Source organism: Loktanella sp. M215, from assembly GCF_021735925.1.
Lineage (GTDB): Bacteria > Pseudomonadota > Alphaproteobacteria > Rhodobacterales > Rhodobacteraceae > Loktanella.
Window position 1 is genome coordinate 937463 of sequence record NZ_WMEA01000001.1, and the last position, 19496, is coordinate 956958.

The 19496-nt window shown below is 65.5% G+C and carries 20 protein-coding genes; 7 read left to right on the top strand and 13 right to left on the bottom strand.

Annotated features, from left to right (window positions below; all coding sequences use genetic code 11):
• Nucleotides 1–32 precede the first annotated feature (32 nt).
• Entirely contained in the window at nt 33–773 is a 741-nt protein-coding gene (ubiG, locus tag GLR48_RS04535; protein ID WP_237059099.1) for a bifunctional 2-polyprenyl-6-hydroxyphenol methylase/3-demethylubiquinol 3-O-methyltransferase UbiG, read from the top strand.
• Nucleotides 774–886: 113 nt separating this feature from the next.
• Here ubiG and GLR48_RS04540 read toward each other — a convergent pair whose 3' ends face one another.
• From GLR48_RS04540 to GLR48_RS04555, 4 genes are read right to left on the bottom strand one after another with little or no spacing between them, the layout of a single operon-like run.
• Complete coding sequence (locus GLR48_RS04540) at nt 887–1330, bottom strand: MarR family winged helix-turn-helix transcriptional regulator (protein WP_237059100.1); 444 nt, start codon at nt 1328–1330, stop codon at nt 887–889.
• Complete coding sequence (locus GLR48_RS04545; RefSeq protein ID WP_237059101.1) at nt 1330–2160, bottom strand: carbon-nitrogen hydrolase family protein; 831 nt, start codon at nt 2158–2160, stop codon at nt 1330–1332. Before GLR48_RS04545 ends, GLR48_RS04540 begins: the two co-directional genes overlap by 1 nt.
• Nucleotides 2157–2414 (bottom strand): glutaredoxin 3, encoded by a 258-nt coding sequence (gene grxC, locus GLR48_RS04550; RefSeq protein WP_237059102.1) that lies wholly within the window; start codon nt 2412–2414, stop codon nt 2157–2159. The genes GLR48_RS04545 and grxC overlap by 4 nt, the downstream gene beginning before the upstream one ends.
• 34 nt (nt 2415–2448) lie before the next feature.
• Nucleotides 2449–3168, bottom strand: a complete 720-nt coding sequence (locus tag GLR48_RS04555) for a double zinc ribbon domain-containing protein (RefSeq protein ID WP_237059103.1) — start codon at nt 3166–3168, stop codon at nt 2449–2451.
• A 13-nt stretch (nt 3169–3181) separates the two neighbouring features.
• Here GLR48_RS04555 and GLR48_RS04560 point away from each other — a divergent pair, with 13 nt between their 5' ends.
• The 4 genes from GLR48_RS04560 (at nt 3182) to GLR48_RS04575 (ending at nt 7426) form a co-directional block, all read left to right on the top strand.
• Complete coding sequence (locus GLR48_RS04560) at nt 3182–4003, top strand: SAM-dependent methyltransferase (protein ID WP_237059105.1); 822 nt, start codon at nt 3182–3184, stop codon at nt 4001–4003.
• Between the two features lie 53 nt (nt 4004–4056).
• A complete protein-coding gene (gene hemH, locus GLR48_RS04565) occupies nt 4057–5148 on the top strand; it encodes a ferrochelatase (protein ID WP_237059107.1) in 1092 nt (363 codons plus the stop codon).
• 200 nt (nt 5149–5348) lie between these two features.
• Nucleotides 5349–6515: an MFS transporter gene (locus tag GLR48_RS04570; RefSeq protein WP_237059109.1), complete on the top strand. Its 1167-nt coding sequence runs from the start codon at nt 5349–5351 to the stop codon at nt 6513–6515.
• 323 nt (nt 6516–6838) lie between these two features.
• A complete protein-coding gene (locus GLR48_RS04575) occupies nt 6839–7426 on the top strand; it encodes a CAP domain-containing protein (protein ID WP_237059111.1) in 588 nt (195 codons plus the stop codon).
• Nucleotides 7427–7429: 3 nt separating this feature from the next.
• On the opposite strand, the gene GLR48_RS04580 is transcribed toward GLR48_RS04575, so the two are convergent.
• The 7 genes from GLR48_RS04580 to hslO form a co-directional block, all read right to left on the bottom strand.
• Complete coding sequence (locus GLR48_RS04580; protein WP_237059113.1) at nt 7430–7933, bottom strand: L,D-transpeptidase family protein; 504 nt, start codon at nt 7931–7933, stop codon at nt 7430–7432.
• A 105-nt stretch (nt 7934–8038) separates the two neighbouring features.
• Nucleotides 8039–9241: a class I SAM-dependent RNA methyltransferase gene (locus GLR48_RS04585; protein ID WP_237059115.1), complete on the bottom strand. Its 1203-nt coding sequence runs from the start codon at nt 9239–9241 to the stop codon at nt 8039–8041.
• Complete coding sequence (locus tag GLR48_RS04590; RefSeq protein ID WP_237059117.1) at nt 9238–11067, bottom strand: ABC transporter ATP-binding protein; 1830 nt, start codon at nt 11065–11067, stop codon at nt 9238–9240. Before GLR48_RS04590 ends, GLR48_RS04585 begins: the two co-directional genes overlap by 4 nt.
• Complete coding sequence (locus GLR48_RS04595) at nt 11064–12896, bottom strand: ABC transporter ATP-binding protein (RefSeq protein ID WP_237059119.1); 1833 nt, start codon at nt 12894–12896, stop codon at nt 11064–11066. Before GLR48_RS04595 ends, GLR48_RS04590 begins: the two co-directional genes overlap by 4 nt.
• 58 nt (nt 12897–12954) lie before the next feature.
• On the bottom strand, nt 12955–14088 hold the full coding sequence (locus GLR48_RS04600) for a CCA tRNA nucleotidyltransferase (protein ID WP_237059121.1): 1134 nt from the start codon (nt 14086–14088) through the stop codon (nt 12955–12957).
• Entirely contained in the window at nt 14085–14681 is a 597-nt protein-coding gene (locus tag GLR48_RS04605) for a CoA pyrophosphatase (protein ID WP_237059123.1), read from the bottom strand. Before GLR48_RS04605 ends, GLR48_RS04600 begins: the two co-directional genes overlap by 4 nt.
• Nucleotides 14668–15669, bottom strand: coding sequence for an Hsp33 family molecular chaperone HslO (gene hslO / locus GLR48_RS04610; protein WP_237059125.1), 1002 nt, complete (start codon nt 15667–15669; stop codon nt 14668–14670). The genes GLR48_RS04605 and hslO overlap by 14 nt, the downstream gene beginning before the upstream one ends.
• 76 nt (nt 15670–15745) lie before the next feature.
• On the opposite strand from hslO, the gene GLR48_RS04615 reads away from it, so the two are divergent.
• Both GLR48_RS04615 and GLR48_RS04620 read left to right on the top strand, forming a co-directional pair.
• Complete coding sequence (locus tag GLR48_RS04615; protein WP_237059126.1) at nt 15746–16189, top strand: NUDIX domain-containing protein; 444 nt, start codon at nt 15746–15748, stop codon at nt 16187–16189.
• 216 nt (nt 16190–16405) lie between these two features.
• Nucleotides 16406–17623 carry an argininosuccinate synthase gene (locus GLR48_RS04620; protein ID WP_237059128.1) on the top strand — a complete coding sequence of 406 codons (1218 nt, stop codon included), beginning with the start codon at nt 16406–16408 and terminating at the stop codon, nt 17621–17623.
• Nucleotides 17624–17809: 186 nt separating this feature from the next.
• Here GLR48_RS04620 and GLR48_RS04625 read toward each other — a convergent pair whose 3' ends face one another.
• Complete coding sequence (locus GLR48_RS04625; RefSeq protein ID WP_237059130.1) at nt 17810–18508, bottom strand: sulfotransferase; 699 nt, start codon at nt 18506–18508, stop codon at nt 17810–17812.
• Nucleotides 18505–19422 carry a D-amino acid aminotransferase gene (locus GLR48_RS04630; RefSeq protein WP_237059132.1) on the bottom strand — a complete coding sequence of 306 codons (918 nt, stop codon included), beginning with the start codon at nt 19420–19422 and terminating at the stop codon, nt 18505–18507. The genes GLR48_RS04625 and GLR48_RS04630 overlap by 4 nt, the downstream gene beginning before the upstream one ends.
• Between the last annotated feature and the right edge of the window lie 74 nt (nt 19423–19496).

Sequence of the window (19496 nt, forward strand, 5' to 3'; positions counted from 1 at the left end):
ACCATGCCCACCTGACCAAAGCGAGGCCCGCCATGTCCACCAATACCATCGACGACCACGAAGTCGCCAAATTCGAGGCGATGGCCGAGGAATGGTGGGACGAGACCGGCAAGTTCAAGCCGCTGCATATGATGAACCCGGTGCGGCTCGACTACATCACGCGGCAGATCGCCGCGGAGTTCAACCGCGATCCCGCCGCCGATCGCCCCTTCGCCGGCCTACGCATCCTCGACATCGGCTGCGGCGGCGGTCTGTTGTGCGAACCGATGGCGCGCCTCGGCGCCGATGTCGTGGGCGTCGACGCCGCTCCGCGCAACATTCCCGTGGCCAAGATCCACGCCGAACAATCAGGCCTCGCCATCGACTACCGCGTTGGCACCGCCGAAGCGATGGCCGCAAGCGGCGAACAATTCGACGTCGTCCTGAACATGGAGGTGGTCGAACACGTGGCCGACCCACAGGGCTATCTGACGGCCTGTCAGGAATTGCTGAAGCCGGGCGGCCTGCACCTGTGTTCCACCATCAACCGCAACCCGAAATCCTTCGCCATGGCGATCTTCGGGGCGGAATGGGTCATGCGCTGGCTGCCCAAAGGCACCCATGACTGGAACAAGTTCATCACCCCGGACGAACTCTTCGCGCTGCTGCACACCGCCGGCCTCACCCCCGTCGACCGCACCGGCTACGTCTTCAATTTCCTGCAGTTCACCTGGTCCACCTCCCCGACCGACCTGTCCGTGAACTACGTCACCGCCGCCACGAAGCCCGCCTGACGCAGAACCGCCGTCGTTGATTCCAAACGGGGATTGGCCCAAGGCGCGACAGGTGAACACCTGCGCCCGCCTCGCTTTTTTCCAAATACTCCCCGCGCGGAGCGCTCCGGCCGTCAGGCCGGATCCGACAACTTCGCCCGCAACTCCCGCAGTACCGGCAGGGTGGCCCGCACCTTGTCTTCGCCCACCTTCGCGACCACGTCGGCGACAAGTGGAGAGATCGCTGCAATCGCGGCATTGCGCGCCGACAGGCCCGACGGGCTGATCGCCACCAGCTTGCGCCGCGCATCGTCCCAGTCGGGGCGCACATGGACCCAGCCCGCCCATTCCAGCTTGCTCAGCGTATTCGTCATCGCACCGCGGGTCAGGTGAAAGGTCTGCGCCAGTTGCGCCGGGGTGCGCTCTGCCCCGCTATGGGCCAGATGGTTCAACACGGAAAAATGCGACAGTTCCATGCCCTTCGGCAGTACGCGTGCCATGCTGGCCCGCGCCAGTTGGTCCACCGCCAGCAATTCGCTGAACAGGGTCACGGCCAGGTGCTGGATCTGATCGGGCATCAGGGGCTTTCGTAAGGGCGATCGTGGCGCAGGGACGGCACACGCGTCCGCGACTGTGACACCAAAGTCAGATCCAGATCAACCATCGTGACACCGGGCGCAGTGCCACCGTCCGCCAGCACCTCGCCCCAGGGTGCGACCGCCAGACTATGCCCCCAGGTCTGTCGGGGCTTGCCCGCCTGCGCCGGATGCGTCCCCGTCTGCGCCGCCGCCAGCACGAAGCACCCGGTCTCGATCGCCCGCGCGCGCAACAACGTCTCCCAATGCGCGGCCCCGGTGACCGGAGAGAACGCCGACGGCACCAGCAAGACCTCTGCCCCCGCCTGCGCAAGATCGCGGTAAAGGGACGGAAACCGCAGGTCATAGCAGACCGTCAACCCCAGCACCGCGTCCGGCGTCCGCACCAGCACGGCCCGGTCGCCGGGACGGTAACCTGCTGATTCGCGGTAGCTTTCCGTCTCGGATACCGCTACGTCGAACATGTGGATCTTGTCGTACCGCGCCGCGATCCCGCCATCCGGCCCGATCAGAAAGCTGCGGTTGGCAAACCGCCCGTCAGCATCGTCGGTCTTGACCGCCAGCGATCCGATCGCAATCCACAGCCCCAGCCGCGCCGCATCGTCACGCAAGGCCGCCAGCGTCGGATCATCGTGCTGATGCCGCAGCACCGCGCGCTGCCGCACCCGGTCCTGGCTCACGCAATTCGTGACCTCCGGCGTGCAGATCAGCGTCGCACCCTGCGCCGCGGCCTCTGCCACCATCCCCCGCGTCACCACCAGGTTCGCGCCCGGATCGTCGCCAGAGGTCAGCTGGACCAGCGCCGCCCTCATGCGGCCAGCAAGGCGTCCAGCTTGCCCGCCTTGTCCAGCGCATAAAGGTCGTCACACCCGCCCACATGGGTCTCGCCCACGAAGATTTGCGGCACCGTGCGCCCGCCGCCGGACCGCTGCATCATCTCGGACCGCTTCTCGGGCTGTTGCGCCAAAGAGATCTCGGAAAAATTGACGCCCTTGGACGACAGCAACCGCTTGGCTGCGTGGCAAAAGCCGCAGGTCGGCGTGGTGTAGATTTCGACGGGTTTCATGGCAGGAGACTCCTAACAAAGGCTTTGACCCAATCTAGGTGTCCTTCACGACCCGCGCCAGTGTCAGCACGCACACCCGCTGTGCACCCGCCGCATGGGCCGCCTCCGTCGCCGCAGCCAGGGTCGCCCCCGACGTCATGACATCATCCACGATCAGCACGTCGCGCCCGGCCAGCAGCACCGCCCGGCGCGGATGAGGGGCGATCGCACCCTGCAGCGCGGCAAAGCGGGCGTCACGCCCGACCGCTTCCATCTTCGGGCTGCGCACCACGCGGCACAGGGCGTCCGGCACATGCAGCGCCCCCAGCCCCCGCGCCACCAGCCGCGACAGCAGCGCCGCCTGATTGTAGCGGCGCGCGATCAGCCGGGTCCAGTGCACCGGCACCGGCACCACCACCATGTCAGGCGCGATCATCCCGCGGCCCGCGTGCAGCATCCACCGCGCCGCCGGCACCGCCAGATCCGTCCGGTCCCCATGCTTGAGGTTCAGCACCATCCGCCGCCCGATCCCGTCATAGACGACCGCCGCCCGCCCCTGCGCCCAGGGGCGCGCAATCGTCATGCAGTCGTCGCAATGAACAGGGCCTGCCCCCTGCCCCATCAGCGGCGTCCCGCAAGCCTCGCAGACCAGTCCGTGAATGAACCGCGTGTCCCGCCAACAGGGTCCGCACAATCCGTGATCGTCGGCCACCTGCGCCTCGCAGGCGACGCATTGCGGCGGATAGACCTCCCGCATCACGCTTTGCATTCGCATCATTCGCCCCTAGATGACCCCCATGCAACAGTTGACCGACCGCACCGCTCTGACCCGCCACCGCGCCCGTGCCAGCGACACGTTCCTGCGCGACCGCATTGCCGCTGACCTGCAGGAAAGACTGCAAGAGGTTAACAGGCCCTTTACGCACCCCCTGATCGTGACGCCGACACCCGCGATCTGGCGCGATATCCTGCCGAACGCCGCGTCGATCCCCGATACCGACGTCCTGCCGGTGACCGAATCGGGCCACGACCTGCTGATCCACGACCTCTCGCTGCACTGGGCGAACGATCTCGTGGGGCAGTTGGTCCAGTCCCGCCGCGCGCTCGCCCCCGACGGCCTTTTCATCGGCACCCTCTTCGGCGGCCAGACCCTGCACGAGCTGCGCACCTGTCTGGCCGAGGCGGAATCCCGGCTGACCGGCGGCCTGTCGCCTCGCGTGGCCCCCATGGCCGAAATCCGCGACCTTGGCGGGCTTTTGCAGCGCGCCGGCTTCGCCCTGCCCGTCGCCGACAGCGACACGATCCGGATCAGCTACGCTGATGCCTTCGCCCTGATGCGCGACCTGCGCGCCCTTGGCGAAACGAACGCCCTGCACGCCCGCCTGCGCCGCCCCACCGGTCGCCGCGTCCTGCAAGAGGCCGCCCGCCTCTACACCGACCATTTCGCAGACAGCCACGGCCGCATCACCGCCACGTTCGAGGTGGTGACCCTGACCGGCTGGGCGCCCGCCGACAGCCAGCCGCAACCCCTGCGGCCGGGCTCTGCAACGGCGCGACTGGCTGACGCATTGGGCACGGCCGAAACACAGCTTAAACCCCTTGACGATTGACCTGACGACATTTCCCGTTATTTGACCCTCTTGATCACGGGACAGGAAAGATGATGGACATGTTCGACCAGAAGCCGACCGACCGCCCTGCGACCTGCCCCGTGCACGCCGCCCCGGACCACCCCGCGATCAAGCCCGCACGCGTTGGCATCCTCGTGGCGAACCTCGGCACGCCAGATGGCTACGACTACTGGTCGATGCGCCGCTACCTGTCTGAATTCCTGTCCGACAAACGCGTCGTCGACTACTCCGCCTGGGTCTGGCAGCCGCTGCTGCAACTTGTGATCCTGACGAAGCGGCCGTTCACCTCGGGTGCCAACTACAAATCGATCTGGAACGAAGACGCGAACGAATCGCCGCTTCTGACGATCACGAAAGCCCAGACCAAGGCGATCAAGGCGCAGATGCAGGCCCGCTACGGTGACGACGTGCGCGTCGATTTTTGCATGCGCTACGGCAACCCGTCCACCAAATCCAAGGTCCGCGAAATGGTCGAGGACGGCTGCACCAAGATCCTCTTCTTCCCGCTCTATCCGCACTACGCCGGTGCCACGTCCGCCACGGCCAACGACAAGTTCTTTCAGGCCCTGATGCAGGAAAAATGGCAGCCGACCGCCCGCATCGTCGACCCCTATTTCGAGGATACGGCCTATATCGACGCGCTCGCGCAATCGATCGAACGCGCCTATGCCGCAGCCGATCAAAAACCCGAAGTGCTGATCTGCTCCTACCACGGCGTGCCGGAACGCTACCTGCGCGAAGGCGATCCCTACCATTGCCAGTGCCAGAAGACGACGCGCCTGCTGCGCGAACGTCTGGGCTGGGACAAGACCGAAATCCGGACGACCTTCCAGTCCCGCTTCGGACCCGAGGAATGGCTCAAGCCCTATACCGTCAAGGAAGTCGCCCGTCTGGCCGAGGAAGAGGGCATCAAGCGCATCGCCGTCTGCGCCCCGGCCTTCAGCGCCGACTGCATCGAAACGCTCGAAGAGATCAACGAAGAGATCAAGGAATCCTTCGAGCATGCAGGCGGCGAGCATTTCACCTACATTCCCTGCCTGAACGACGATCCCGCGCATATCGACGCGCTCTGCGGCATCATCGACCGGAACCTCGCAGGCTGGCTCGATCCCGACCGCCCGTGAAAATCCGCATTATCTGACCAGACTCACACCCGTCGGAGGCTCCAGCGGAAGATCCCGGTGTGGCGCCGGCCATCAGGCCACCTCGCTTTTTCCTCAAATACTCCCGCCGGAGGCGTCGCCCCGATAGGGGTGAAATCCCCCCATTGGCCCCGCCGCGGACCCGTGATTATGTGCGCGCGACCTCTTCCGAAAGCGCCCCGATGTCCCTCACCATCCCGCTCGCGCCGCACCAGCGCGTCTTTGCGTCCTTCGCGATCTACGCCTTCGCGCTCGGCAACCTCTTTCCGCGCCTGCCGGACATCAAGCGCGCCATGGGGATCGAGGAAGGCGCGCTGGGCCTTGCGCTGATCGGCACATCGACCGGCACGCTGATCTCGCTGACCCTCGCCGCACCGGTGATCGCGCATCTCGGTCATCGCCGTGCGCTGTTCCTGCTGCTGCCGCTCATGGCGCTGTTCTTCGCCATCGCCGTCCATGCGTCCACACCGCTGGCACTCTTCCTGCTGCTGATTCCCGCAGGCCTGACCATGGGCGCCACCGAGGTCATCGTGAACGTCGAGGCAGACCGCACCGAGGCCGCGTTGGGCCGTCGCATCATGAACCGCGCCCATGCCTTCTGGAGCTTTGGGTTCTTCGGTGCAGGCCTCTTCGGCGCCGCGATGGCGCAGTTCGGCATCTCTCCGGGGCTGCATCTGGCCTTGGTGCTGCCGCTGATCCTCGCGGCGGTCTGGGTCCTGTTAGGTGACTTCCAGCCCGCCCCCCGCCGCGGCACCGACACCAGCGAAGGCGGTCCGGCCATTGCAAGACCGACCTTGGGCATCATCGTGCTGGTCGGCGTCTCGCTGTCCGCGATGCTGCTGGAAGGCGCCAGCATCGACTGGTCCGCCATCTACATGCGCTCCGTCTTCGACGCGCTGCCGTTTCTGGGCGGTCTGGCCGTGGCGACCACGGCGCTCAGTCAGGCCATCACGCGCTATTTCGCCGACCGCATCGTGGACCGCCACGCGCCCGATCACGTGGCCCGGATCATGCAGGCCGGCATGGCGCTGGGCGTGCTGGTGATCTTCTTCGCGCCCTCAGCGCCCGTGGCCCTCGTGGGCTTCGCGCTGTTGGGTGCGGGCACAGCCGCGATCTTTCCGCTGGCCATGTCGGCCGCAGCCCAACGCAGCGACCGCCCGGCCGCGCTCAACGTCGCGGCACTTGCACAGTTTTCCTTCGTGACCTTCCTGCTGGGGCCGCCGCTTCTGGGGTTCGTTGCGGAACACGTGGGCCTGCGCTGGACCTTCGGGCTCTGCCTGCCGCTGGTCGCCGTCAGCTTTGCGCTCGCGGGTGCGCTCGGGTCGAAACCGATAAAGACCGCGCCGTAGAATCGCGAACGGGGGCACCACCGGCGCCCCCGTCCCTGATGATCGTCCACGATCTTCAGTTCAACAAGACGACGAACAGACTTGCATCGTGCCGCGACGCCCCGTGATGACCGCATGATACGATCCCCGGCCCGGATCGCGCGACACCCACGCAGCGATGCCCCGCTGATCGGGCCAATCGCTGCGACAAATCGGCAACGCCGATGGTGCCGGGTTGCGCCACATCAAACCTCCGACAATTCGCGCGCCTTGGCCTGATGTGGCGTTTGAAATGCCCCGCGGTTCCCGCTAAGACACGCATCAACGCCAGAAAGGGTGCCCCAATGCAAAGACGCTTCGTGATGATCGGGATCGCTGCCCTCGGACTGGCCGCCTGCGCGCGCGCGCCCAAGGGCCGGATCGGCCCCGACGGCCTGCCCCTGCCGCAGGTCTACCGGATCGACCCCGCCAATACCGACGAGATTCAGTTCCGCATGCTGGACAGCGTGAACACCCTGCGGTCCGCCGCGGGCGTGCAGCCCGTCAGCCTCGACCCCCAGCTGAATGCCGCGGACGCGACCCATGCCCGCGACATGTCGGTGCAGAACCGTCCCTGGTTGTTCGGCTCTGACGGATCGTCGCCGCTGGACCGGGCGCGCCGCGTCGGTTTCCAGGGCCGCATCCTGGGCGAGAACATCTCTGAATCCTACGAGACAGAGCTGGAAACGCTGGCCGCCTGGATGAAGCAGCCCGACACGCGCCGCGTGGTCCTCGATCCGGCCGCAACCCGCATGGGACTGGCCTGGTTTCAGGAACCGGCGGGCAAGCTGTGGTGGGTGATGACCCTCGGGACAGACCCGGTCTATCAGGCGCCGGCAGCGCCGACTTTCGACGCAAACCAGCCCTTTGGCACGGCGGCGCTGACCCAGTAAGGGTCAGCGATAGATGAAGATCGGCGTGCCATCCTTGACCATGGCATACATGTCTTCAATCTCGTCGTTGCTGATGGCGATGCAGCCCCAGGTCCAGTCCTTCTGGCCGACATATTCCTTGGGCGTGCCGTGGATGAAGATGTCGCCACCGGGCCGCATGCCCATGGCTTCGGCGCGCGCGATGTCCTCTGCGTCCGGATAGGAAATGCCCAGCGACAGGTGATACCGGCTGTTGCCGTTGCGGCGGTCGATCAGATAGGCGCCTTCCGGCGTGCGACCGTCCCGTTCGACCTGTTTGTGGCCCGTCGGTGCGAATCCCATCTGCATGTCGTATTCCTTCAGCAGACGCGTACCGCTCAGCAACTGGACCTTGTGCTGGCCCTTGAACACCTGAACGCGCGTCACCGGCGGCCCGTCATAGCGTTTGAACTTGTTCGGAACGGCCTTGGCGCATGCGGCCATGAACGTGCCAAGCGCACCCATCAACACGAATCGTCTGTTCAACATCGGTCTGCCCCGCCTGAAAATCCCACGACCAATCTGACGTCGGTCTATGAAATTTTCGATACACCAGCAGGGACGCGTGTCAAAGGGCCCACTGCCACAGCCGAATCACGCCCGCGTGAGCGATGCGACCATTTCGACGTGCGGCGACCAGCGGAACTGGTCCACGACCTGCACACAGTCCACCGCAAAGCCCGCAGCGACCAGCGCCGCGACATCGCGCCCGAAGGTCACCGGGTTGCAGGACACCATTGCCACGCGGTTCACCGTGCTGTCCGCAATCGTCGCCACCTGTGCCGCGGCACCCGCCCGCGGCGGGTCGAGGACGGCAACGTCCCACCCTTTCAACTCGTCCGGTTCCAGCGGGCGGCGGAACAGGTCGCGGGACGTGGCGGTGACCTTCTTCAGCCCCTGTGCCCCGCGCCAGCCCTTGTCCAGCGCCGTCGTCATGGCGGCATCGCCTTCGATCGCCCAGACCTCTGCCGCGACAGACAGCGGCAGGGAAAACGTGCCGCTGCCGGCAAACAGATCGACGACGCGGTGCGCGCGGCCCACGATTTCCTTCACGGCGGCCGACAGCGCGGCCTCTCCGTCTTGCGTCGCCTGCAGAAAGGCGCCGGGCGGGGGTGTCACGGTCGCCGGTCCCAGCACCTGCACCGGCGGGCGGATCGTCACCACGGTTTCATCCATCCAGGTCAGCCGCGCTAACCTGTGGTTCTGGGCAAAGACCGCAAGGTCGATACGCAATTGATCGGTCAGCGGCTGGTCCGTCTGGATCAGCACGTCAAGGCCCGCGGCACTCTCGGTCACGGTCAGCGCGACCTCGCCCCGCCGGGACGCGGCCATGACGGTCAGCGCCTCTAGCATGGGAATCCCCGCCAGCAGGCCGGGCGTGACAAGCTGGCAGTCGGGCACGGCGACCAGCACATCGGACGCCCGCGCGTGAAAGCCGACCATCGCGCCGGATTTCGTGCGCCGGCCCGCGAACTTGGCCCGCCGGCGCGACCGAGGAGGAGAGGTGTGCATGGCCCGAAACACAGGCTCCAGCCCATGCGCCATTAGGGCGCGGGCCACGACCTGCTGCTTCCACTCGGCCACGAAAGCGTCGCCGGCATGTTGCAGCGCACAGCCGCCGCAGGTCTTGAAATGACGACAGGGTGGAGAGACGCGCAAATGCGACGGCGTCAGGATCTGGGGCGTGCCGTCTTCGCGCAACGCCACCTTTTCACCGGGCAGGGTGCGTGGGACAAGTGTGCCGTCGCTGGCACGACCGGCGCCCAGATGGGTCAGGCTTTCGATGATCAGGCTCACGCGGCGTCCTCGACTGTGATGAAGCCCCCCGATTGCCTGTTCCAGTAGCGGGCGTAAAGCCCTTCCATCGCCAGAAGCGCCTCGTGCGTGCCTTCCTCGACGATCCGGCCCTTGTCCATCACGATGATCCGGTCCATCTGGCGCAGCGTCGACAGGCGGTGCGCGATGGCGATCACGGTCTTGCCCTCCATCACCGCGTCCAGCGCGCCCTGGATGCTGGCCTCGACTTCTGAATCCAGCGCGCTCGTCGCCTCATCAAGGATCAGGATCGGCGCATCCTTCAGGATCGCGCGCGCGATGGCGATGCGCTGGCGTTGGCCGCCCGACAGCTTGACACCGCGTTCGCCCAGATGCGCGTCATATCCCTTGCGGCCCGCATGGTCGCGGATATTGGCGATGAACTCCTCGGCCTCTGCCCGCGCGGCGGCGCGGTGGATCTGATCCTCGGTCGCGTCGGGCGCGCCGTACCGGATGTTGTCGCGGGCAGAGCGGTTGAACATCGCCGTTTCCTGCGTGACCATCCCGATCTTGCGCCGCAAACTTTCCTGCCGCACGTGCCGCAGATCCTGACCGTCGATGGACACAGTGCCTTTTTCGGGGTCATAGAGCCGCAGGAGCAGCGCCACGAGGGTCGATTTCCCCGCACCGGACCCGCCGACGATCCCCAGCTTCTCGCCGCTTGCTATATCCAGCGTCACGTGGCGCAAACCGCCCTCGCCGCCGCCGTAGCTAAAGGTCACGTCGTCCAGCGTGATCCGCCCGGCGCTCAGGTCCAGATCGACGGCATCGTCGGCATCAGGCAGCGCGTGGGATTTGGCGAGGGTGCGGACCGCATCCTCGACCTCGCCCACGTTGGAATACATGCCCATCAGGGTAAAGCTGACCCAACCGGTCATCTGCGCCAGCCGCAGCCCGATGGTGCCCGCCACCGCGATATCGCCCGCCGTGGCCGCCCCCGATTGCCACAAGAACAGCGTCATGCCGACCAGCAGCACCGGCAGCACGCCCGCCAGCGTCATCAGCCAGAACCGGAACCCGGCCGACACCCAGCCGAACCCCAGGGAATCCAGCCGGAACTTCTCCATCGCGTCGGTGGCGGCACGGTCCTCGTGATCGGCATGGGCAAAGAGCTTGACCGTCTTGATGTTGGTGATCGTATCCACGACCTGCCCCGTCACCATCGCGCGACTGCCCGCGCGCTGTTTCGACGTCTCGCGGATGCGCGGCATGAAGACACGGATCAGCCCGATATAGGCACACATCCAGATCGCCAGCACGACCGCCCCCCAGATGTCGATATCGGTCAGCAGGACGATCGACCCCAGCACCGAGGCCAGCGCATAGAACACCGTGTTGATCGTATCGACACCCAGATCCGTCGTCGCCCGCGCGGCCTGCATCTGCTTCTGGCTGATCCGCCCGGCAAAGTCGTTGTCGAAGAACGTCACCGCCTGCCCCAGCGTATGCCGGTGCAGCCGCGACAGGACCAGATTGTAGATCGCAGGTGCGACGACGACCGACTGCATGATGCCCGACAGCCCCAGCACCAGCGGCCGGAACAGGATAAAGAACGCGGCCACCCCGATCAGCAACCACAGGTTCTCGCCGAAATAGGCACTGGGCTGGCTCGCCAGCGCCGAATCGATGACCCGCCCGAGGATCAGGGCGGCCAGCACCTCCAGCACACCGGCCAGCGTGCTGATCAGCGCGCCCGCGCCCATCGCGCCAAAGCTCCCGCGCAGCGCCCAGCGGATGAACGCCAGCAGGGTGTGCGGCGGCGGCCCGTCGGCGCGGGCGTTGGGGTCGATCCAGTTCGTGAATGTCATGCGTCTTCCCCCAGAAACCCGCCGGACTGCCGCGCCCAGAACCGGGCATAGCGCCCGTTCAGCGCCAGCAATGCGTCATGCGTGCCGTCTTCGACGATGCGCCCGTTGTCCATCACGATGATCCGGTCCATCCGCGCGATGGTCGACAGCCGGTGCGCAATCGCGATCACCGTCTTGCCGTCCATCATCGTGTCCAGCGTGTCCTGAATCGCCGCCTCGACCTCTGAATCCAGCGCGCTCGTCGCCTCGTCCAGCATTAGGATTGGCGCGTCCTTCAGGATAACCCGCGCCAGCGCGATCCGCTGCCGCTGCCCACCCGACAGCTTGACCCCGCGCTCGCCCACCCGCGCGTCATAGCCGCGGCGGCCCTCGGTATCCTCGAGCGTCTGGATGAAATCATGCGCCTGCGCCTGCTGCGCCGCCGCGATCATCGCAGCCTCGGTCGCCTGCGGCGCACCGTAAAGGATATTTTCCCGCACGGACCGGTGCAGCAGCGCCGAATCCTGCTGCACCATGCCGATCGCATGGCGCAGCGAATCCTGCGTCACGGCAGCGATATCCTGCCCGTCGATGCGGATCACGCCACCCTCGGCGTCGTAGAACCGCAGCAGCAGCTTGACCAATGTCGACTTGCCCGCACCGGATGCGCCGACAAGGCCGACCTTCTGACCCGCAGGCACCGTCAGGTCGATCCGGTCCAGACCGCCCTTGGCCTTGCCGTAGTGATGGCTCAACCTGTCCAGTTCGATCCGGCCCGCCGTAATCGTCAAGGGTGTGGCCCCGCGCGCGTCGGTCAGGGTGACCGGTTGCCCGATCGTCTCCAGCCCCTCGGCCACGACGCCAAGCTCTTGGAACAACTGGCTGACGGCCCACATGATCCAGCCGCTCATGCCGTTCAGACGCAGCACCAGCGCGGCGGCTGCCGCGACGACACCGACTGTTGCCAGCCCGCCCAGCCACAGTGACAGCGCCCAGCCGACGACGCCCACCACCAGCACGCCGTTCAGGAACACCAGCGTCAGGTCCATGATGGTGTAAAGCCGCATCTCGCGCATCAGGGTGGTCCGCGACCCTTCGATGGCGTCCTTGGCATAGCCCAGTTCCGCGTCCGAATGGGCGAACATCTTGACCGAGTGGATGTTGGTATAGCCATCCACGATCCGCCCGGTCACGACGCTGCGCGCGTCCGAGGACGCCTGTGACGCAGGCTTGATCCGCTTGATCACCCAGCGCAGCAGAAAGAGGTAGGGGATGAACCACGCCAAAAGCGGCAGCACCAGCCGCAGGTCCGCATCCGCCAGCAGCAGGAACGCGCCGACCAGATAGGCGGCGGCAAAGGCCACGGCCTCGAAGAACTGGTTCATCACGCTCGCGACCGCCTGCGGCGTCTGCATCACCCGGTTGGCGATCCGTCCGGCAAAGTCGTTCTCGAACCAGCCGACGCTTTGCCGCATGATCTGCCGGTGCGCCCGCCAGCGCGACAGCGCCGTCAGGTTCGGGTTGATCGTCTGGTTCAGCAAGGCCGTATGCGCGGTCTGGATCAGGGGGCGCAGGGTCAGGAAAAACACCGCCATCGCCATTAGCTCTACCCCGTGATCCGCCCAGAAGATCGCGGGATCCTTGTCCAGCAGATCGACCAGACGCCCGAGGTAGCCGATCAAGCCGACCTCGATGAAGGCAACAAGCGTCGACAGCCCCGCCGTGACCGCAAAGACGCGGTGGAACGGCCGGGTGTAATCCCGCAGGAACGGCCAAAGCCGCGTGGGCGGTGTGTCGGTCTCCTGATACGGCGTATAGGGATCGACGAGGCGCTCGAAATAACCAAACACGGGATGCCTTATGTCTCTCGGACCTCTGATGTAGGACCGGGTCGCATAAAGGGAAACCCTAGGTCAGCAGTTCGTCCCGCGTGAGGGTGAAATCCGAGGCGATCCAGCGCGCCTCTGCCGCTTTCAGCGCCGCCCCGAGTGCCGGACCCTGCAGGGCGGGCATGAAATCGGCGGCCCTGACGGGCAGAACCTGCCCGTCACCGCGCCGTGCCGCATCCAGATCGCCCTGGCTGATCGGCTGCGACAGGGACGCCGCCAGCACGGCGGCGCGGTCGATCGCCACGGCGGCACCGTGGCGATAGGCGACCTCTCCCGTGCCGGAATCCATGTCGCGCAGGATCGCGCGGCGCGTCGATTCGGCATTGGTCAGTCGCAACCGCCCCGGATCGCCGCCAAGGGCCGCAAGGCGACGGATGACATCAGGCTTTAGTCCCGCCTCTTCCTCGATATGGATCAACACGGTCAGCGCATCGGGCCCGGCGCCCGGCAGCACCCGCAGCAGCGCGCCGCAGGCGGCCATGCTGGCGACGGCAGGGGCCGGATCGGGGGCGGCCAGCAGCTTGCGCATGTCCTGCCCGATGCGTTCCGCCGACAGGCCGTCAATCCCGTCCACATGGGCGGCACAGGCGGCCAGCCCGTTGGCGTCGATCCCCTGCGCCGGATCACCATACCAGGCGTAAAAGCGGAAAAACCGCAGGATGCGCAGGTAGTCTTCCCTGATCCGCTGATCCGCATCACCGATGAACCGCACATGCCCCGCCAGCGCGTCGGGGATCCCACCCAGCGGATCGCGCAGGGTGCCGTCGGGTGCCGCATAAAGCGCGTTCATCGTGAAATCGCGCCGCTTGGCATCCTCCTCCGGTGTGTCGGCAAAGGCGACGGTGGCGTGCCGCCCGTCGGTATCCACATCCCGGCGAAAGGTCGTGACCTCGAAGGGAGAGCCATCCACGATAACGGTGACCGTGCCGTGGTCGATGCCCGTCGGCACGACCTTGTAACCCGCAATTTTTGCCAACTTAGTGACTGTTTCGGGTCGCGCATCCGTCGTGATGTCCAGATCGCTGGCAGCGGCGTCGATCAGGGCGTTGCGCACGCAACCACCGACGAACCAGGCCTGATAACCGGCCTTTGTCAGCATGGCGCAGACCCGCTGGGCCGCCGGGTCAGCCAACCAGTCGGGGGCGATCTTCACGGTGCCATCCGATCCGCCAGCGCCCGCAGGATGCGTCCGGTCGCGCCCCAGATGTAATAGGGACCGAAGGGCACGGTATAATAGTGCCGCATCCGCCCCTGCCAGCGCCGGGACTGGATGATGAAATTGGCGGGATCAGTCACATGCGCCAGCGGCACCTGAAAGACCTCGCTCACCTCGCCGATTTCGGCGCGTGGCACATAGGGCCCGTCGATCAGGCCCAGCACCGGTGTCATGGAAAATCCGGTCACCGTCTCGTGCGTCGGCATCTCGCCTAGCACACGGACCTGGGTGCGGGGCAGACCGACCTCTTCTTCGGCCTCGCGCAGGGCGGCGGCGGTCAGGGTCGGATCACCGGGATCCTGCTTGCCCCCCGGAAAGGCGATCTGCCCCGGATGATGCTTCAGCGCGGCAGAGCGTTTGGTCAGATAAACAGTCTCTGTTTCAGGCGAAATCGCGATCAGGACGGCGGCAGGCCGCAGGATGCGATCGGCGGGCGCCAGCACGCCCTTGTTCAGGTCATAGTCGGTCGAGGGCCGGCCCGGTCGGGCCAGCGCCTGTTTCAGTCGTGCCTCAAGGTCACTCGTCGCCATGGGTGGCTTCGGCCTCGAATCCCAGCGTTTCCGGCTGGAATTCGTAATGCGCGCCGCAGAACTGGCAGTCCGCCGTAACGATGCCTTCGTCCGTGGTCATCGTCTTGATGTCCTTGGCCGAATAGATCGACAGGCTTTGCCGCACCCGGTCCGCCGAACAGGTGCAGCCGAAGGTCACCGGCTGCGGATCATAGACCCGCGGCTCTTCCTCGTGGAACAGGCGCACCAGCAGGTCCGTCGGCTGCACGGTCGGACCGATCAGCTCCAGCGCATCCACCGTATCCAGCAGGATGTTGGCGCGACGCCAGTTCTCGCCTTCATCCTCGTCAAGGATATCCTCTGCTGCCAGCAGACCGCCTTCACCGGACCCGCCCGAGTCCTTCATCAGCGGTGACGCCTTGGGCATGTGCTGCAACATCACGCCTCCGGCGCGCCAGTGCTCGCCCTCACCCGCAAGGGTGCTGCGGCCGTGGGTCAGCGAAAAACGCGTCGGGATCTGTTCGGACTGGGCAAAGTAGGTCTCGGCACAGGAGGCCAGCGACCCGCCGGCCAGCGGCGTGATGCCCTGATAGGGTTGGGTGCCTTCGCCCTGATCGATCAGGATCGCGAAGTAGCCTTTACCGATTTGTGCAAAGGCGTCGCCGTTCGGGTCCAGCGCATCCTTGTCATAGGCCGCATAGGCCCGCATCCGGGCGGGTTCGCCGTCGTCGGTGGGACCGTAGTAGTCCGTCGCGATCAGGCGCACCGGGCCGCCGGACCCGCGGACCTGCAGGGACAGCTTCCACCGCAGCTTCATCGTCTGACCGATCAGCGCGGTCAGCGTGCACATCTCGGCGATCAGCCCCTCAATCAGCGGGGGATAGTCGTGCTGGCGCAGGACTTCCTCCAGCACGCCATCAAGGCGGGCGACGCGGCCCCGGATGTCGGAGGCGTCAAGCTGGAACGGCAGGACGGTGTCGTCCCAGGCGATACGAGAGCCAAGGGTCATGGGCTTTCCTTACAGGGTCGGATTTGGCATACCGCCACCATATAGGCGCTGCAAGCACCGGTCCAAGGGGAGAGCCATGATCAGACGGTATGGCGACACGCCGCAAAACGGGCAGCACTACGGCCTGAGGGCCGGAGTCTATGCGATCCTGCCGCGCGATGGTGCGTTCCTGATGACATGGCAGGGCAGTCCCCACGACGAACTTCAACTGCCGGGCGGCGGCGTCGACCCGGGGGAAAGCCCGCTGCGGGCGCTGCATCGCGAGGTGTTCGAGGAAACCGGCTGGACCATCGCCCGGCCCCGTCGCCTGGGGGCCTTCCGGCGCTTTACCTACATGCCGGAATACAAGCGGTTTGCTGAAAAGCTGTGCCATATCTATGTGGCGCACCCCGTCCGCCGCGCGGGCCCGCCCAGCGAGCCAAACCATACGGCCCTGTGGGTCGATCCGGAGGTGGCCCTTGGGGCACTGGCGAATGCGGGGGATTCGGCGTTTCTGGCAAAATACATTACAGAATACTGATGTTTCGCATACGAAACATTTCCCGCTTTTGCCAGCAAAATCAATGATCCGACTTTAACAAGACCCTGACGGATGCATCGCGTGAACGATGCGCGCGCAGGGGTCACGCGACTTTCAGTCTTGCGCCTTGACGGCGCGGAAGGGGCAACCTTGCCCCCTTGGTCGAAAACAAGTATCGCGCACAATCAGGCAACACCTGATGCAAAGGCACTGACCATGACCGCCCCCAAGAAAGTCGTCCTCGCCTATTCCGGCGGTCTGGACACCTCGATCATCCTGAAATGGCTGCAAACGGAATACGGCTGCGAGGTCGTGACCTTTACCGCCGATCTGGGTCAGGGCGAGGAGCTGGAGCCCGCCCGCAAGAAGGCCGAGATGATGGGCGCATCCGCGATCTACGTCGAGGACGTGCGCGAGGAATTCGTGCGGGACTTCGTGTTCCCGATGTTCCGGGCGAACGCACTTTACGAAGGGCTGTATCTGCTGGGCACATCCATTGCGCGGCCGCTGATTTCCAAGCGTCTGGTCGAGATCGCAGCCGAAGTCGGTGCCGATGCCGTGGCGCATGGTGCAACCGGCAAGGGCAACGATCAGGTGCGGTTCGAACTGGCCGCCTATGCGCTGAACCCCGATATCCGGGTGATCGCGCCCTGGCGCGAGTGGGACCTGACCAGCCGGACGAAGCTGCTGGAGTTTGCGGAACAGAACCAGATCCCCGTCGCCAAGGACAAGCGCGGCGAGGCCCCGTTCAGCGTGGACGCGAACCTGCTGCACACCTCCTCCGAGGGCAAAGTGCTGGAAGACCCGGCGCAGGAAGCGCCCGATTACGTCTATCAGCGTACTGTCGCGCCGGAAGATGCGCCCGATACGGCTGAAATGGTCGAGATCACATTTGAGAAGGGCGATGCGACAGCCATCAACGGCGAAGCGATGTCGCCCGCCACGATCTTGACCAAGCTGAACGAATTGGGCGGCAAGTACGGCGTGGGGCGTCTGGACCTTGTGGAAAACCGCTTTGTCGGGATGAAATCGCGCGGCATCTATGAAACGCCGGGCGGCACCATCCTGCTGGAAGCGCACCGGGGGATCGAGCAGATCACGCTCGATTCCGGGTCGGGCCACCTGAAGGACAGCATCATGCCGCGTTACGCGGAGCTGATCTATAACGGCTTCTGGTTCTCGCCGGAGCGCGAGATGCTGCAGGCGCTGATCGACAAGTCACAGGAACACGTCAGCGGCACGGTGCGGGTGAAGCTTTACAAGGGCAGCGCCCGGACGGTCGCGCGCTGGTCGGATCAGAGCCTGTATTCCGAAGCGCATGTCACGTTCGAGGACGATGCCGGTGCCTATGACCAGACCGATGCGCAGGGCTTCATCCAGCTGAACGCGCTGCGGCTGAAACTGCTCGCCTCGCGCGCGCGGCGTCTGAAATAAAAGAACAACCCCGCCTGCATCAGGGATGCAGGCGGGGCTTAACACGATACTCTTGAACAACTTCGAGTCTCGATGGCCAAAAACAGCGGCCACTCGTCACAAGACAAACTCTTTAAGCGGTAAAAGCTGCTTACGGATGAAGGCACGGATGCTTTCGCCAAAGAGTTTCAAACTTTTTCGATTTTTTCACAGGGCATGCGCTGCCAGTGCTTTGAAGTGCGGCAGGGCGTGCGCGACGCGGTCCGCGGATGGGCCGGACAGGTCCGGCAATGGCCCCTCTGGCCCCGCAAAACCGGTGCTGGCATGGACGGCGCCATACCAATGCGCGGCCCAGACGCCGTCGGCCGGATGCCCGCCGGCGGGCCAGTCCAGCATCGCGGGATCGAACGGCAGACCGATGGCCGCGCAAAGCGTCCGCAACTTGCCCGCCGGATCGGCACGGATGTCGGCGCTGTCGATGACAAGGCCACCGATCCGGTCGAACAGCGCGTGCTGCGCGGCAAAGCCGATGTCGGCGTCGGTCACGCTGTCACGCTTTGCACCGTAGCTGGCCACAACGCGGGCGGGATGCCGGATCAGGTGGACGTTCACGCAGTCCTGCGTCCAGTCCAGCGGAAAGCCGTCCAGCATGTGATGCGCCATATGCTTCATGTAGTGGTGCGGCGCGCCCTGCGGGTCAGGGCGGCTGCAAAGGTCAGCGACCAACGCGGGATCGGTCGGTTGCGACGCGATGACCGCATCGCGCATCGGGTGATCGAGGCCGGTTGCGGCCAGATAGGCCGCATAGAATGGTTCATCCATCACCGCGCAATCGGGACGCGCGCCAAAGCTGTACATCATCGCCGTCGACAGGTTGCGCGGCCCGGACCACATCGCGATCCTCATGGGCGCGTCGCGATCAGGTCTTTGTAAAGGGCGCGGATGCGCGTCGTGACCGGGCCAAGCTGGCCGTCACCGATCTGACGCCCGTCGATTGACCCGACAGGCGTCTGCGCGCCGAAGGTGCCGGTGAGGAACGCCTCCTCCGCGCCGTAGGTATCTACGAGGGAGTAGTTCCGCTCGAAAATGGGGATGCCGCCCGCGCGGCACAGGTCGATGACCTTTTGCCGGGTAATCCCGTTCATGCAGTAGTCGCCGGTGCTGGTCCAGACGGCACCCTTGCGCACGATGAAGAAGTTGCAGGCATTGGTCGTGTTCACGAAACCATGCACGTCGAGCATCAGCGCCTCGTCGGCACCGGCCTTTTGGGCGGCGATGCAGGCGAGGATGCAGTTCAGCTTGGAGTGCGAGTTCAGCTTGGGGTCCTGCGTCATGGGCAGGCCGCGCTGGTGGGGGACGGTCGCCAGCGTGATCGGGCGAGGGATCGACGGTTTCGAATGCTCCATGATGATGACCATGGTCGGGCCCGACTGCGACAGCGACGGATGCTGGAACGGGCGGACCTTGACGCCGCGCGTCACCATCAGGCGCGCGTGGGCGTCCGTCGTCATGCCGTTCGCCTGTTGCGTCTCGCGCAGGGCGGCGATGACGCCGGCGCGGTCGAGGCCAATGTCGAGGTCAATGGCCTTCGCCGCCTCGAACAGGCGATCCATGTGGTCGTCGAGGAAGGCCCAGTGGCCGTCGTAAAGCCGCAAGCCTTCCCAGACGCCGTCGCCCAGCAGGAAACCACTGTCATAGACGCTGACGGTCGCCTCGGCCTTGGGTTTCAGAACGCCGTCCACCCAGATCAGGATGGAGTCGTTGCGGGCGTCTTCGGCGGCTTGGTGGGTGGTGACGTCGTGGGCTTGGGGGGCGGGCATGGGCGGTCCTGTTACAGATATCGGGCGACAGTCAAACCCGCGTGACGAAGGCGCGGGTCGCTTGTGCCATGATC